The organism is Nonomuraea recticatena (assembly GCF_039533245.1).
Taxonomy (GTDB): Bacteria; Actinomycetota; Actinomycetes; order Streptosporangiales; family Streptosporangiaceae; genus Nonomuraea; species Nonomuraea roseola.
In genome coordinates, this window is sequence record NZ_BAAATE010000011.1 from 191,561 (window position 1) to 204,613 (window position 13,053).

At 72.0% G+C, this 13,053-nt stretch carries 13 protein-coding genes; 9 read left to right on the top strand and 4 right to left on the bottom strand.

The window, feature by feature from the left end; genetic code table 11:
* Positions 1–87 precede the first annotated feature (87 nt).
* From ABFX50_RS22670 to ABFX50_RS22690, 5 genes are all read left to right on the top strand, one after another.
* Positions 88–393 (top strand): L-rhamnose mutarotase, encoded by a 306-nt coding sequence (locus ABFX50_RS22670; protein ID WP_183659727.1) that lies wholly within the window; start codon positions 88–90, stop codon positions 391–393.
* Positions 394–408: 15 nt separating this feature from the next.
* Entirely contained in the window at positions 409–1,554 is a 1,146-nt protein-coding gene (gene rhaI / locus ABFX50_RS22675) for an L-rhamnose isomerase (RefSeq protein WP_183659728.1), read from the top strand.
* A 55-nt stretch (positions 1,555–1,609) separates the two neighbouring features.
* Positions 1,610–3,646, top strand: coding sequence for a bifunctional aldolase/short-chain dehydrogenase (locus ABFX50_RS22680; protein WP_346149325.1), 2,037 nt, complete (start codon positions 1,610–1,612; stop codon positions 3,644–3,646).
* Between the two features lie 297 nt (positions 3,647–3,943).
* A complete protein-coding gene (locus ABFX50_RS22685) occupies positions 3,944–4,420 on the top strand; it encodes a nucleoside deaminase (RefSeq protein ID WP_346149327.1) in 477 nt (158 codons plus the stop codon).
* Between the two features lie 13 nt (positions 4,421–4,433).
* Positions 4,434–4,943, top strand: a complete 510-nt coding sequence (locus ABFX50_RS22690) for a pyridoxamine 5'-phosphate oxidase family protein (RefSeq protein WP_346149329.1) — start codon at positions 4,434–4,436, stop codon at positions 4,941–4,943.
* A gap of 8 nt (positions 4,944–4,951) precedes the next feature.
* On the opposite strand, the gene ABFX50_RS22695 is transcribed toward ABFX50_RS22690, so the two are convergent.
* A complete protein-coding gene (locus ABFX50_RS22695) occupies positions 4,952–5,791 on the bottom strand; it encodes an NAD-dependent epimerase/dehydratase family protein (RefSeq protein ID WP_346149331.1) in 840 nt (279 codons plus the stop codon).
* Between the two features lie 112 nt (positions 5,792–5,903).
* Positions 5,904–6,686, bottom strand: a complete 783-nt coding sequence (locus ABFX50_RS22700) for a phytanoyl-CoA dioxygenase family protein (RefSeq protein WP_346149333.1) — start codon at positions 6,684–6,686, stop codon at positions 5,904–5,906.
* Between the two features lie 56 nt (positions 6,687–6,742).
* Between ABFX50_RS22700 and ABFX50_RS22705 the strand changes: the two genes are divergently transcribed.
* Positions 6,743–7,603, top strand: a complete 861-nt coding sequence (locus tag ABFX50_RS22705; protein WP_346149335.1) for a helix-turn-helix domain-containing protein — start codon at positions 6,743–6,745, stop codon at positions 7,601–7,603.
* On the opposite strand, the gene ABFX50_RS22710 is transcribed toward ABFX50_RS22705, so the two are convergent.
* Positions 7,582–8,391 carry a helix-turn-helix domain-containing protein gene (locus ABFX50_RS22710; RefSeq protein ID WP_346149337.1) on the bottom strand — a complete coding sequence of 270 codons (810 nt, stop codon included), beginning with the start codon at positions 8,389–8,391 and terminating at the stop codon, positions 7,582–7,584. The two genes, ABFX50_RS22705 and ABFX50_RS22710, sit on opposite strands and share 22 nt — an antisense overlap.
* A gap of 103 nt (positions 8,392–8,494) precedes the next feature.
* On the opposite strand from ABFX50_RS22710, the gene ABFX50_RS22715 reads away from it, so the two are divergent.
* Entirely contained in the window at positions 8,495–9,325 is an 831-nt protein-coding gene (locus ABFX50_RS22715) for a phytanoyl-CoA dioxygenase family protein (protein WP_346149339.1), read from the top strand.
* 132 nt (positions 9,326–9,457) lie between these two features.
* On the opposite strand, the gene ABFX50_RS22720 is transcribed toward ABFX50_RS22715, so the two are convergent.
* Positions 9,458–10,627: an ROK family transcriptional regulator gene (locus ABFX50_RS22720; protein ID WP_346149341.1), complete on the bottom strand. Its 1,170-nt coding sequence runs from the start codon at positions 10,625–10,627 to the stop codon at positions 9,458–9,460.
* A gap of 162 nt (positions 10,628–10,789) precedes the next feature.
* Between ABFX50_RS22720 and ABFX50_RS22725 the strand changes: the two genes are divergently transcribed.
* On the top strand, positions 10,790–12,103 hold the full coding sequence (locus ABFX50_RS22725) for a glycoside hydrolase family 36 protein (protein WP_346149343.1): 1,314 nt from the start codon (positions 10,790–10,792) through the stop codon (positions 12,101–12,103).
* Positions 12,103–13,050: a carbohydrate ABC transporter permease gene (locus ABFX50_RS22730; RefSeq protein WP_346149433.1), complete on the top strand. Its 948-nt coding sequence runs from the start codon at positions 12,103–12,105 to the stop codon at positions 13,048–13,050. Before ABFX50_RS22725 ends, ABFX50_RS22730 begins: the two co-directional genes overlap by 1 nt.
* Positions 13,051–13,053 lie beyond the last annotated feature (3 nt).

Consider the following 13,053-nt stretch of genomic DNA (forward strand, 5'->3'; position numbering starts at 1 on the left):
ACCTCGCTGGCGAAACCTGGCATTGACGTTGCGCTGAGACCCGCCTAGATTCCATTAAAACGTTTTGGTAGATTCCTTGGAGGTTCCGTGCAGCGCGTGTGTTTCCTTCTCAAGGTCAAGCCGGATCGTCTGGAGGAGTACCGCGAACGTCACAGGAACGTGTGGCCGGAGATGCTCGAGGCGCTCAGCAGGACGGGATGGCGCAACTACTCGCTCTTCCTGCGCGACGACGGCCTGCTGGTCGGCTACCTGGAGACCGACGACTACGAGGCCGCGCGCTCGGCCATGGCCGAGACCGACGTCGACGCGCGCTGGCAGGCCGAGATGGCGCCCTTCTTCGAGGGGGACGACCGAGGGTTCCTCCTGCTGGACGAAGTCTTCCACCTGGATTGAGATCGGGGACTACAAGTGATCAAGGATTTGCTCCGGGGGCAGCGCATCGAGACGCCGTCGTGGGCCTACGGCAACTCGGGCACCAGGTTCAAGGTGTTCGCCCAGCAGGGGGTGCCGCGCGACCCCTACGAGAAACTGGCCGACGCCGCGCAGGTCCACGCCTTCACGGGGATCGCGCCCACCGTGGCGCTGCACATCCCGTGGGACAGGGTGGACGACTACGCGGCGCTGGCCCGGCACGCGCGCGACCTCGGCGTGGCCGTCGGGGCCATCAACTCCAACGTGTTCCAGGACGACGACTACAAGCTGGGCAGCGTCACCCACCCCGACCCCGTCGTGCGCCGCAAGGCACTCGGCCACCTGCTCGAATGCGTCGACATCATGGACGCCACCGGCTCCGACACGCTCAAGCTCTGGTTCTCCGACGGCACCAACTACCCGGGCCAGGACGACATCAGGGCGCGCCAGGACCGGCTCGCCGAGGCGCTCGCCGCCGTCTACGAGCGGCTCGGGGACGACCAGCGCTTCCTGCTGGAGTACAAGCTGTTCGAGCCCGCCTTCTACGTCACCGACGTGCCCGACTGGGGCACCGCCTACGCCCACTGCCTCAAGCTGGGCGACAAGGCGCAGGTCGTGGTCGACACCGGGCACCACGCGCCCGGCACCAACATCGAGTTCATCGTCGCGTTCCTGCTGCGCGAGGGGAAGCTCGGCGGCTTCGACTTCAACTCCCGCTTCTACGCCGACGACGACCTCATGGTCGGCGCGGCCGACCCCTTCCAGCTGTTCCGGATCATGTTCGAGGTCATCGGCGGCGGCGGGTACGGCCCGCACGTCGCCTTCATGCTCGACCAGTGCCACAACATCGAGCCCAAGATCCCCGGCCAGATCCGCTCGGTGATGAACGTCCAGGAGGCGACCGCCAAGGCCCTCCTGGTGGACCGCGAGGCGCTCGCCGCCGCGCAGCGGGCAGGTGACGTGCTCGGCGCCAACGCCGTGCTGATGGACGCCTACAACACCGACGTCAGGCCGCTGCTCGGTGAGCTGCGTGAGGAGATGGGGCTCGACCCCGACCCCATGGCCGCCTACGCCAGGTCCGGCTACTTCGAGAAGATCGCGGCCGAGCGGGTCGGCGGCGCCCAGGCGGGCTGGGGCGCCTGACCGCGCCCGCCGTACGGACAGCACCTCGATCACGCAATCCAAGGGAGAGATTCTGATGACGGTTACCGAGCTGCTCGACCGGGCCCACGCCCTCGGCTCGGATCCGCGCAACACCAACTTCGCGGGCGGCAACGCCTCCGCCAAGGGGGTGGAGCGCGACCCCGTGACAGGCGGCGACGTCGAGCTCATGTGGGTGAAGGGCTCGGGCGGCGACCTGGGCACGCTCAGCGCCGAAGGGCTGGCGGTCCTGCGCCTCGACCGGCTGCGCGCCATGGTCGACGGCTACCCGGGCGTCGAGCGCGAGGACGAGATGGTCGCCGCGTTCGACTTCTGCCTGCACGGCAAGGGCGGCGCGGCGCCGTCCATCGACACCGCCATGCACGGACTCGTCGACGCCGCCCACGTCGACCACCTGCACCCCGACTCCGGCATCGCGATCGCCACCGCGCAGGACGGGCCCGAGCTGACCGCGCGGATCTTCGGCGACAGGGTGCTGTGGGTGCCGTGGCGGCGTCCCGGCTTCCAGCTCGGCCTCGACATCGCCGCGCTGCAGGCGGCCAACCCCCAGGCGATCGGGTGCGTCCTCGGCGGGCACGGGATCACCGCGTGGGGCGAGACGAGCCAGGAGTGCCAGGCCAACTCCCTGGAGATCATCCGTACGGCCGCGCGGTACATCGAGGAGCACGGCAGGCCCGAGCCCTTCGGCCCGGTCATCCACGAGCCGCTCGACGAGGCGGCCCGCAGGGAGCGCGCGGCGGCGCTGTTCCCGCTGGTCAGGGGGCTGTGCTCGACCGACTCCCGCCAGGTCGGCCACTACACCGACAGCCCCGAGGTCCTCGACTTCCTCTCGAGGGCCGAGCACCCGCGCCTGGCCGCCCTCGGCACCTCCTGCCCCGACCACTTCCTGCGGACCAAGGTCGCCCCCCTGGTCGTGGACCTGCCGCCCGAGGCGTCGCTGGAGGAGGTCACGGAGCGGCTGCGCGTCCTGCACACCGCCTACCGTGAGGAGTACGCCGCCTACTACGAGCGGCACGCCGTGGACACCTCACCGGCGATGCGCGGCGCCGACCCCGCCATCGTGCTCGTGCCCGGCGTGGGCATGTTCTCCTTCGGCAAGGACAAGCAGACCGCTCGCGTCGCGGGGGAGTTCTACGTCAACGCCATCAACGTGATGCGCGGCGCCGAGGCCGTCTCCGTCTACGCCCCGATCCCCGAGTCGGAGAAGTTCCGCATCGAGTACTGGGAGCTGGAGGAGGCCAAGCTCCGCCGCCTCCCCAAGCCCAAGCCGCTGGCCGGGCGCGTGGCCCTGGTCACCGGTGGCGGGTCGGGCATCGGCGCGGCCACGGCCCGCCGCCTCGCCGCCGAGGGCGCCTGCGTCGTCGTCGCCGACCGTGATCTCGGCTCCGCCGAGAAGGTCGCCGCCGAGCTCGGCGCCCGCGCCCACCGGCCCTCCGACGTCGCCGTCGCCGCGGCCGTCGACGTCACCTCCGAGGAGCAGGTCGTCGAGGCCGTACGGCAGGCCGTCCTGGCCTTCGGCGGCCTCGACCTGGTCGTCAACAACGCCGGCCTGTCCCTGTCGCGGGCGCTGCTGGAGACCACGCTCGACGACTGGAACCTCCAGCACGACGTCATGGCCCGCGGCTCCTTCCTCGTCTCCCGCGAGGCGGCCAGGGTGCTGCTGCTGCAGGAGATGGGGGGCGACATCGTCTACATCTCCTCCAAGAACGCCGTCTTCGCCGGGCCCAACAACGTCGCCTACGGAGCCGCCAAGGCCGACCAGGCCCACCAGGTGCGGCTGCTGGCGGCCGAGCTCGGCGCGCACGGCGTCCGCGTCAACGGCGTCAACCCCGACGGGGTGGTGCGGGGCTCGGGCATCTTCGCGTCCGGGTGGGGCGCCAACAGGGCGGCGGTGTACGGGGTCGAGGAGGAGAAGCTCGGCGAGTTCTACGCCCAGCGGACGCTGCTGAAGCGCGAGGTGCTTCCCGAGCACATCGCCGCGGCGGTCTTCGCCCTGACCGGCGGCGACCTGTCGCTCACGACGGGACTCCACATCCCGGTGGACGCGGGCGTCGCCGCCGCCTTCCTACGCTGACCCCTTCAGGACCGGATTCGAAACTCGCGCGTCCGGTCCCACGGGTCGGGTCTCGGGCGTGCGGTCCCACGGGCCCGGTTCGACGGCCCTGGTTGCGCTGGTGCGGTCCCGCACGTCCGGTCCCGGGCGTGCGGGTCGCGGGCGATCGGCCTCGCGTGGCCGGGCTGCGCGTGCCGCCTGGGGCGGGCCGTCCTGAAGGGTCGGCCTCGCGTGGACTGCGCAGGGGCGACACGGGGTCTGCGGCGATCGTGGCGTGGTCGCGGGGGCGGCAGGCGAGGCCGCCTCTAGCATGGCCTTGTGAACGAGATCGATCTACGGCATCTACGACGTTGTGTGGAACTGGCGGCAGAGGCCGTCGAGGCGGGCGACGACCCGTTCGGCTCGGTCCTTGTCGCCGCCGACGGCACCGTCCTCGGAGAGGGACGCAACCACGAGACCACCTCCGGCGACCCGACCAGGCATCCCGAGATCGACCTGGCCAGGTGGGCGGCCACCCACCTGCCCGCCGAGGAGCGCGCGGCCACGACCCTCTACACCTCGGGCGAGCACTGCCCGATGTGCTCGGCCGCCCACGGATGGGCGGGCCTGGGCCGCATCGTCTACGCGACCTCCGCCGCCCAGCTCACCGCATGGCGGGCCGAGCTCGGCGCGCCCGCCTCGCCGGTCAGGCCGATTCCGATCCAGGAGGTCGTCCCCGGCATTCAGGTCGAGGGTCCCGTCCCCGAGCTCGAGAAAGACGTGCGCGCCCTCGTGCGCCGCTCCTTCCCCAAGTGATATGCCGGAAGGCATGGCAGAGAAAGAGCCCACGACCGAGCTCGACGCCCGGTTCAGCAGCGACAAGGCGACCCCGGTCAGCTGGTCCGACGCGCGCGGCCTGCTGGAGCGCGCGGAGATCTACTGGCTGTCGACCGTGCGCCCAGACGGGAGGCCGCACGTCACGCCGCTGATCGGCATCTGGCTGGACGGCGCGCTGCACTTCTGCACGGGCCCGGCCGAGCGCAAGGCCAGGAACCTGGAGACCAACACCCGCTGCGTCCTCACCACCGGCGGCAACTCCCTCACCGAGGGGACCGACGTGGTGGTCGAGGGCGAGGCGGTCCAGGTGCGCGACGAGCAGGCGCTGCGGCGGCTGGCCGCCGCCTACGAGGAGAAGTACGGCCCAAGCTGGCACTTCGACGTGGCTGACGGCGCCTTCGCGGGTGAGGGCGGCAGGGCGCTGGTCTTCGCGGTCGCGCCCCAGCAGGCCTTCGGATTCGCCAGGGAGGGCGAGTACGGCCAGACCCGCTGGCGGTTCTGACGGGGCGATCAGCGGGTGAGTTCGGGGAAGCCGGTCCGCCACGACGGGTGGGCGGGCCGCCAGCCGAGCGCGCGGGCCTTGGCGTTCGAGGCCCCGCGCTCCCACCCCTCTCGCCCCACCGTGAGCGGGGGAGCGGGGAGGTCCAGGGCGGCGGCCAGCGCGGGGACCCACTCCCAGGCCGCGGCGGGCTCGTCGTCCACCACGTTGACCACTCCGTCGGGCCAGTCGAGCGCCAGCAGCGCCGCCCGCGCCGCGTCCACGACGTGCACGAACGAGCTGACCGCGGCCCCCGCGGCCAGCCGTCCCTCGCGCAGCTCACCCTCGGCCCACCCGCCGGGGGAGTACCAGGTGCCCGGCCCGTAGAGCAGGCCGTAGCGGAGCACGACGTGCCGCTCCATCGAGGCGGCGGCCTCCTCCAGCGCCCTCGCGGGGCCGACCAGTCCCTCCCTTGAGGCGTCGAGCGGCTCGTCCTCCGTGGCGGGAGCGGCGCCGGGCCCGTACACCCACGAGATCGACTGCGCGACGATCTGTCCCGTGCCCGCCTTCACCGCCGCCTCGACCAGGTTGCGGGTGCCCTCGCGCCGGATGCGGGCGTTCTCGTCGAAGCGCCGCTCGCCCAGCGCGGTCAGCTGGTGGATCACCGCGTCGGGCCTGGCGTCGGCGAGCGCCCGGAAGGTGGCGTCGCGGTCGAAGACGTCCAGCCGTACGGCATCGGCGCCCGCCGCCCTGATCGCGGCCACCCCCGAGGCGGACCTGGAGGTGCCGACGACGGTGTGCCCCGCCGACAGGAGCAGGGGCAGCAACTGGCGGCCGATGGCGCCGGTCGCCCCGGCGAGCAGAACACGCATGCCCCGGAATATTAGGACACGGGAATGTCAGGGCCGCGGCCGGTAGAGGCCCGCGAGACGGTCCATCTCGCTGGCACCGAGGTGAACGGCCGCGGTGGTCGGGCCCTGCGGTCTAGTGAGGCCCCACCGCCGTCTCGGTCCCGCACGGGCCGCCGCCGGTCGAGGCGGCGATCCCCACGGGCTCGCCCGCCATGGTGAGCGTCGGGTACCAGGAGGAGATCCGCTCGGTGGAGCGTCCGACGTAATGGCAGATGAAGCTGCGCCTGAACCGGTCGGCCGTCGAGTTGGGCTCCGAGCCGTGCACCAGGCTGCCGTTGAAGAACAGCACGTCACCGGGGTTCATGTCGACGGGCGCGCGCTCCAGGCCGGGCGGCGGCGGGACGTACTCGCGGGTGAAGGAGACCTCGGTGTCGGCCTCCTCGGGGCAGAACAGGTCCATCAAGTGCGTGCCTGGCACCACCTCGAGCCCGCCGTTGGCCCTGTCGACCCTGTCGATCGCGATCCAGGCGGCGACACAGGTGCCAGGCTCGACCCGCAGGTAGAAGTTGTCCTGGTGCAACGCCTGCCCCCTCGCGCCCGGCGGCTTGAAGTAGAACATGCTCTGCGCTGCTATCGGCTCCTCGCCGAGCAGCTCGCGCAGGATGGCGGCGATCCTGGGGTCGAGCAGGTAGCGCAGGGCGACGTCGTTCACCTGGTGCGGGTGCATCACCCTGGGGAACTCGCGGAGGATGTCGTACGGCCCGCCGGGCTCCTGCGGCGTCGGCGTGAAGTGCCCGGGGATCGGGCCGCGCTCGTGCATCCGCATGAACTCGTCGCGCAGCTCGGCCACCTCCTCCGCGTCGAGCAGTCCGGGCACGACGACGTACCCCTGGTCGTGGAAGTCTGCGGTCCTCATGCCTCTCACGCTAGGCAGCGCGGCCGTGCGATGGTATGCCCGTGACGGTTGAGGACATGTCCGTTCCTGCTGCCGAGCTGGTGATCGTCGGCCACTTCGACCAGCACTCCGGATACGCGACGCGCCGTACCGGCGGCTCGCCCAGCTGGCTGCTGATGTGGACGCAGGCAGGGGCGGGGCTGGTCGAGCAGGCGGGCGTGCGCACCACGGCAGGCCCGGGTGACCTGGTCGTGCTCGGGCCTGGGGCGGCCCAGTACTACAGGACCGCGCCGGGTCAGCAGCGGTGGCGGTTCTGGTGGGTGCACTTCCAGCCGAGGCCCGCCTGGCTGCCGTGGCTGGCGCCGTACGCGCTGGCGCCCGGCTGCCACGTGATCCACGGCGCCGGGCACGACCGGGTGGAGCAGGCGCTTCTTCGCGCGGGCGCCGACGCCAGGTGGTCGGGGCACGGCGCGCCCGCCTCTCCCTCCCAGCCTGTCCAGCCGGTCGTGGCGGCCGCCGCCGAGGCCCGCGAGCTGGTCATGGGGGCGGTCGAGGAGGTGCTGCTGCTGGCCACGGCGGCGGCTCGCAGGCCTGGGGGCGGCGATCCGCGCGTCAGACAGGTCCAGGCGCTGATCGCGGCCGAGCCCTCGGCCCCGCACACGGTCGCCTCCCTGGCCCGCGTGGTCGCGCTGTCGCCGTCGAGGCTGGCGCACCTGTTCTCCGAGCAGACGGGCCGCACCCCGATGCAGGCGGTCAGGGAGGCGAGGGTCCGGCACGCCGCCAGGCTCCTCGAGGTCACCGACATGGACGTGGGCCAGGTCGCCGACGCGTCGGGATTCGTCAGCCCCTTCCACTTCAGCCGCGTCTTCAGCAGGGCGTTCGGGCTGTCGCCGAGGGAGTACCGCCGCCGCCTGCGTCACAGCATGGAGTCGGGCTGACGCCGGTACTCGGTCGGTGTCCTGCCGAGCGCGTCGCGGAAGGCGCGGTAGAAGCTCGACCGCGTCTGGAACCCGCTCTCGTGCGCGACCCTGTCGACGCCCCAGCCGGTGACCGACAACAGGCGGCGCGCGTGGGCCACGCGCAGCCTGGTGACGTACTGCCACACCGGCATGCCCAGCGTCTGCTTGAAGGCCAGCGCGGCGTAGGTCGGGTGCACACCGGCGTCGGCGGCGATGCCGTCCACCGTGAGGTCCTCGGTGTAGCGGCGGGCGACGACGGCCAGCATGCGCTCGGCCGCCCTGGCCTCGCTCTCGCCCGCCGTCCTCGCGGGGCGCCGCCCTCGCGCCAGACGGGCCAGGCGGGCGTGCATCTCCAGCAGGCACATCTCGGCCACGTCGGGCCGCGGGCCGGGCCTGAGGTCGGTGTCCCACCGGGCCATCAGGAAGGCGTCGTGCGGGCCCTCCTCGGCGGTGCCGTACAGGAACTCGCCCTGGAGCAGCCGGTCCAGCGGGCCGCGCAGCGCGGGCGTGCCCGTGAGGTCGGCCAGCGGAATGGTGGCCCAGAGGAAGTCGACGTCGTGCTCGGAGACCAGGCGGTGCGGATAGCCGCCCCAGAAGGCGGCCAGCCGTCCCGGCGGCAGGTCGAGCGTGCCCCAGACGGTCGCGTAGCGGGCGCCGCCCGACAGCACGAGGTTGAGCTCCACCTCGGGGTGGATGTGCGAGGTGGGCATCGGCCCCGAGGTCACGTGGAACGTCTGCAAGCCGACCACCTGCACCAGCGATCGCACACCTTGAGGATATGCGACAGGTCGGCGATCCGGGCCGGATGACCTCATGGGGTGTGGCACCGCAGAGTTGGGGGCATCCCCACCTCGCCTGGAGGCACGCACCATGTCGGAACTCGACGACTTCCTGTTCGACCTCAACGGCTACCTCATTCTCGAGAACGCGGTCGACGGCGACCTGCTCGCACGGCTCGACGCGGAGTTCGACGCCTTCCCCCGCGACCTGGCGCGCGGCGACTGGTACCGGGGCGCGCAGCGTCGCGACTACACCCCGGAGACCGGCTTCGAGCTGCACCAGGCCGTGGCCGCAGGCCGGCCGTTCGAGGAGCTGGTCGACCACCCGAGCTGGTTCGCCCTCGTGAAGCACTTCGCGGGGGAGGAGGACAGCTACGTGCCCGGCGTGTTCATCGACGAGACCATCGCCTCGATCCGCGAGTCGGGCGGCCACCACCCGGTGCACTCGGGCGGCTACCGCGGCGCGCTGCGCGGCAGCTACGGCTATTCCCACGGCGTCTTCAGGTGCGCCCAGGTCAACGTCATCCTGGCCCTCACCGACATCGGAGAGGGCGACGGCGCGACGATGGTCGTGCCCGGCTCCCACAAGTCGAACCTCCCTCACCCGCTGGCCGGTGACTACGCCAGGGGCGACCGCATGGACACCCTGCCGGGCGCGGTGCCCGTCCACCTGGCCAAGGGCGACGCCCTGCTGTTCGTCGACGGGCTCATGCACGGCGGCTCCACCCGCACCAACCCCGGCGAGCGCAGGGTCGTCATCTACAGGTACGGGCCGGTCTGGACGAGCAGCAGGTACGGCTACGCCTACGACGAGGCCTGGCTGAAGGAGCTGACCGAGCAGCGGCGCCGGGTGCTGCGGCCGGTCCCGCCCGTCCACATCGGCGACCCGTGCCCCGCCGAGCCGGGCGACCGCGACGACTGACCAGGCCCAGGGGCGCGGGACGCCCGCCGTCCCGCGCCCCCTGCCCGTCAGGCCGGCGCCCCTGCCGGTCAGTCGTCGCGTCGGCGACCCGTGAGGGCCCGTCGGGTCGGCGACTTCGCCGGGGCGGCCGGGTCAGCGGCTCGTCACGGCCGCCTGCGGCGGGACGGGGCCGGCGTCGGCCGTGAAGTGCTGGCGGTCGAGGTGGTCGACGGCGTAGTCGATCGCGCCGAGCACCACGCACTCCTCGCCCAGTGTCGAGGCCAGCACCTCGGGCATCCGCATGCAGGAGCGCTCGAGCCGCTCCCGCAGCGGCTCCAGCAGCACGTCGGCCGCGCGGGAGAAGCCGCCGCCCAGCACCACGACCTCCGGATCCAGCAGCAACGCCATCGCGGCGGCCCCCACAGCCAGGTCGTCCAGGTAGCGGCCGACCGCGTCGAGAGCCACGGGATCGCCGCTCCTGGCCGCGGCCAGCGTGTAGCCAGCCGCGTCCTCGGGCGCGGTCTCCTCGGGCACGATGGCGCACTCGTTCAGATGGTCGGTGGCCCGCAGCCAGCGCATCTCCGGCAGCATGCCGATCTCGCCCGCCGCCGTGCCGAAGCCGCGGTGCAGCCGCCCATCGATGATCAACGCCGCTCCCATGCGCCTGGCCACGTGCAGGAAGACCACGTCGCGCGAGCCTCGGGCCACCCCGCGCCTGCTCTCGGCCAGGGCGGCCAGCCTGCTGTCGTTCTCCACCAGCACCTCGCAGGGGAACATCTCGCGCAGCCGTCCTGCCAGGTCGAGGCCGGTCCAGGACGGCACCGACGCGGAGTAGGCGACCCTGCCGTCGGGGGTGACGATGCCCGTGGTGCCGACGGCCACCGTCCAGAGGTCGGCCACCGTCTTCCCGCTCAGCGTCAGGCATCCGGACACCGCCCTCTCGATCGCCGCGAGCCGGTCGTCGAGCGGGGCGCCCGGCAGCGCCGGCTGCCTGGTCTCTGCCAGGACCTGGCCGTCGAGGTCGGCGAGCGCGGCCCGCACGTTGTGCGCCCCTATGTCGATGCCGACCAGGTAGCCGCAGTTGGCCCTGAAGCGGTAGCGTCGCGCGGGCCTGCCCATCGTGCCGGGGCTCGGCGGCACCTCCTCCACCCAGCCCACCTGCGCCAGCTCGTCCACGACCTCCTTCGTGGAGGGCCTGGACAGGCCGGTGCGCTCGGCCAGCGCCGACAGCGTGAGCGGTCCCGCGCCGCGAAGTGCCCTGATCGCCGACAGCGAGTTCAGCTGCCGTAGCCGGGACAGATCGCCGCCACGCAGGTTCGCCATCGCCACCTCCTAATGTAGGTCTCCTCATTAAGTGTGCACCAGACGGAGACCTCTCCGGGCTGCGCCAGGCGCTTTTCCCCAAAGGTGTCCATTGACCCTCGGATAAGCGCGGTGCTACTAATGAAGCGCTCCTTCGTAACTAGGCGACAGGAAGGGCTTCTCATGCCGTTTGAAGAGGTCGGCGAGGTCGGTTGCGATCCCAGGACAGCGCTGGTGTTCGAGCACGGCTGGCAGTCGTGGAGCCCGACGGGCGCCTACCGCCTGGACGAACGGCCGCCCAGAGCGGCCGACCCCACCATCCAGACGCTCTGCTACCGCCCTGAGACCCCCGTCCCCGACGGGCTGTTCCAGGGCGAGGGCCTGCTCGCCCTCGACCCGGGCGACGGGGGCCCCGTGGAGGTCTGGTCGGCACCGGGCCCGCTCGAGGTGCCCTCCATCCGCGCCCGCCTCGAAAGCGGCCGCGTGGTCGTCTCCTCCGACGGCCCCGTACGGCACTGGCAGGCCGAAGGCGGGCTGGATCGGGCGCTGCGCGGCTGGGCCGACACCATGGCCACCGGCTTCGCCCCCGCGAGCTTTCCCGCGGTCGCGCCCATGTGGTGCACCTGGTACGGCTACTGGGACAAGGTCACCGAGGACGACGTCGTGGAGAACCTGCGCCTGTCCGAGCGGCACGGCCTCGGCGCCGACATGTTCCTCATCGACGACGGCTACGAGGCGGAGATCGGCGACTGGCTGGAGCCGCGTCCCGGATTCGGCTCACTGGAGCGGGCGAGCGCCGCCGTCGTCGAAGCCGGCAGGCGGGCCGGCATCTGGACCGCGCCCTTTCTGGTGGGCGAGCGCAGCCGCGTCTTCCGCGAGCATCCCGAGTGGCTGGTCGGCGGCGCGGACGCCGGACGCATGTGGGACCAGGGCCTGGCCGTCCTCGACGTCACCCACCCCGAGGCCGCCGCCCACCTGGTGAACGTCTTCAGGTCGTTCAGAGGGCTCGGCATCACGCACTTCAAGCTGGACTTCGTCTACGCGGGAGCCCTCGCCGGCCGCCGCCACCGGGACATCGACCCCATCGCGGCCTACCGCCTCGGCCTGGAGCTGATCCGCGAGGGCGCGGGCGCCGACGCCACCCTGCACGGGTGCGGCGCGCCGATGCTGCCCAGCATCGGCCTGGTGGACATCATGCGGGTCAGCCCCGACATCGCCCCCACGCTCCAGCCCAAGGCGGGCGACATCAGCCAGCCGTCCCAGCTCGGCGCCAGGCTCACCGGCGCGGCAAGGGAGTTCCTGCACGCGCGCTGGTGGGTCAACGACCCCGACTGCATCATGGCCCGTCCGGGGGTGGAGGCGCGCGAGGAGTGGGCCGCGCACATCGACGCCACCGGCGGCCTGCGCGGTTCGAGCGACCCCATCGCGGCGCTCGACGACTGGGGCATGGAGACGACCAGACGCCTGATGATCCCCACCCGCACGGAGCCGTCGTGATGGCGACGCTCCTGGCCCGCGACCGAGAGAAGGCCGAGCCAGGAGCCGCCCGTCCGGGAGCGGGTCCCAGGCGGCGCCGCTCCGGCGAGTGGTACGCCTACCTGTTCATCGGCCCCAGCCTGTTCGGCGTCTTCGCCTTCCTGCTGCTGCCCGTCGTCATCGTCTTCGGGCTGAGCTTCTTCGACTGGGAACTGCTCTCCGAGCCGGCCTTCGTGGGCCTGGACAACTACCGCCGCCTGGCGGGCGACGGCGAGGCCTGGCACTCGCTGCTCGTGACGCTGCTGTACGTGCTGCTGTGCGTGCCGCTGCAGACGCTCCTCGCGCTCGGTCTCGCGCTCCTGCTCAACCAGCGCGCGAAAGGCGTGAAGATCTACCGCGCGCTGTTCGTCGTGCCGTGGATGGCCACGCCGATCGTGATCGGCCTGGTCTGGAACTGGGTCTTCGACCCCCGTGACGGCGCGATCAACAGCGCGCTGGCCCTGGTGGGGATCACCGGGCCCGACTGGTTGTCCGATCCCGCATGGGCGCTGCCCGCGATCGCCCTGGTGACCGTCTGGCAGAACACCGGCTACAACATGCTGTTCTTCCTGGCCGGCCTGCAGGGCATCCCGCGCGAGCTCCACCAGGCCGCCGCCACCGACGGCGCCACCCCCCGGCAGCGCTTCCTCAGGATCACGCTGCCGCTGCTCAACCCCACGATGTTCTTCGTCATGGTGACCAACCTGATCGGCGCCTTCCAGGTCTTCGACACCGTCTTCGTGATGACGGACGGCGGGCCCAGCCAGAGCACCGAGGTGCTCAACTTCCGGATCTACGGCACCGCCTTCAGGGAGTTCGACTTCGGCTACGCCTCGACGCTCTCGATGCTGCTCTTCGCGATCATCCTGGCCGTGACGCTGGCACAGGTCCGCTTCTTCGGCAGGCGCACCACCTACGACGTGAGCTGAGGA

Bases quoted from the DNA above. Each gene is read 5' to 3' on its own strand.
- ABFX50_RS22680 (WP_346149325.1), top strand. From the start codon at position 1,610: ATGACGGTTACCGAGCTGCTCGACCGGGCCCACGCCCTCGGCTCGGAT.
- ABFX50_RS22690 (WP_346149329.1), top strand. From the start codon at position 4,434: ATGGCAGAGAAAGAGCCCACGACCGAGCTCGACGCCCGGTTCAGCAGC.
- ABFX50_RS22695 (WP_346149331.1), bottom strand. From the start codon at position 5,791: ATGCGTGTTCTGCTCGCCGGGGCGACCGGCGCCATCGGCCGCCAGTTG.
- ABFX50_RS22700 (WP_346149333.1), bottom strand. From the start codon at position 6,686: ATGAGGACCGCAGACTTCCACGACCAGGGGTACGTCGTCGTGCCCGGA.
- ABFX50_RS22705 (WP_346149335.1), top strand. From the start codon at position 6,743: ATGTCCGTTCCTGCTGCCGAGCTGGTGATCGTCGGCCACTTCGACCAG.
- ABFX50_RS22715 (WP_346149339.1), top strand. From the start codon at position 8,495: ATGTCGGAACTCGACGACTTCCTGTTCGACCTCAACGGCTACCTCATT.
- ABFX50_RS22720 (WP_346149341.1), bottom strand. From the start codon at position 10,627: ATGGCGAACCTGCGTGGCGGCGATCTGTCCCGGCTACGGCAGCTGAAC.
- ABFX50_RS22725 (WP_346149343.1), top strand. From the start codon at position 10,790: ATGCCGTTTGAAGAGGTCGGCGAGGTCGGTTGCGATCCCAGGACAGCG.
- ABFX50_RS22730 (WP_346149433.1), top strand. From the start codon at position 12,103: ATGGCGACGCTCCTGGCCCGCGACCGAGAGAAGGCCGAGCCAGGAGCC.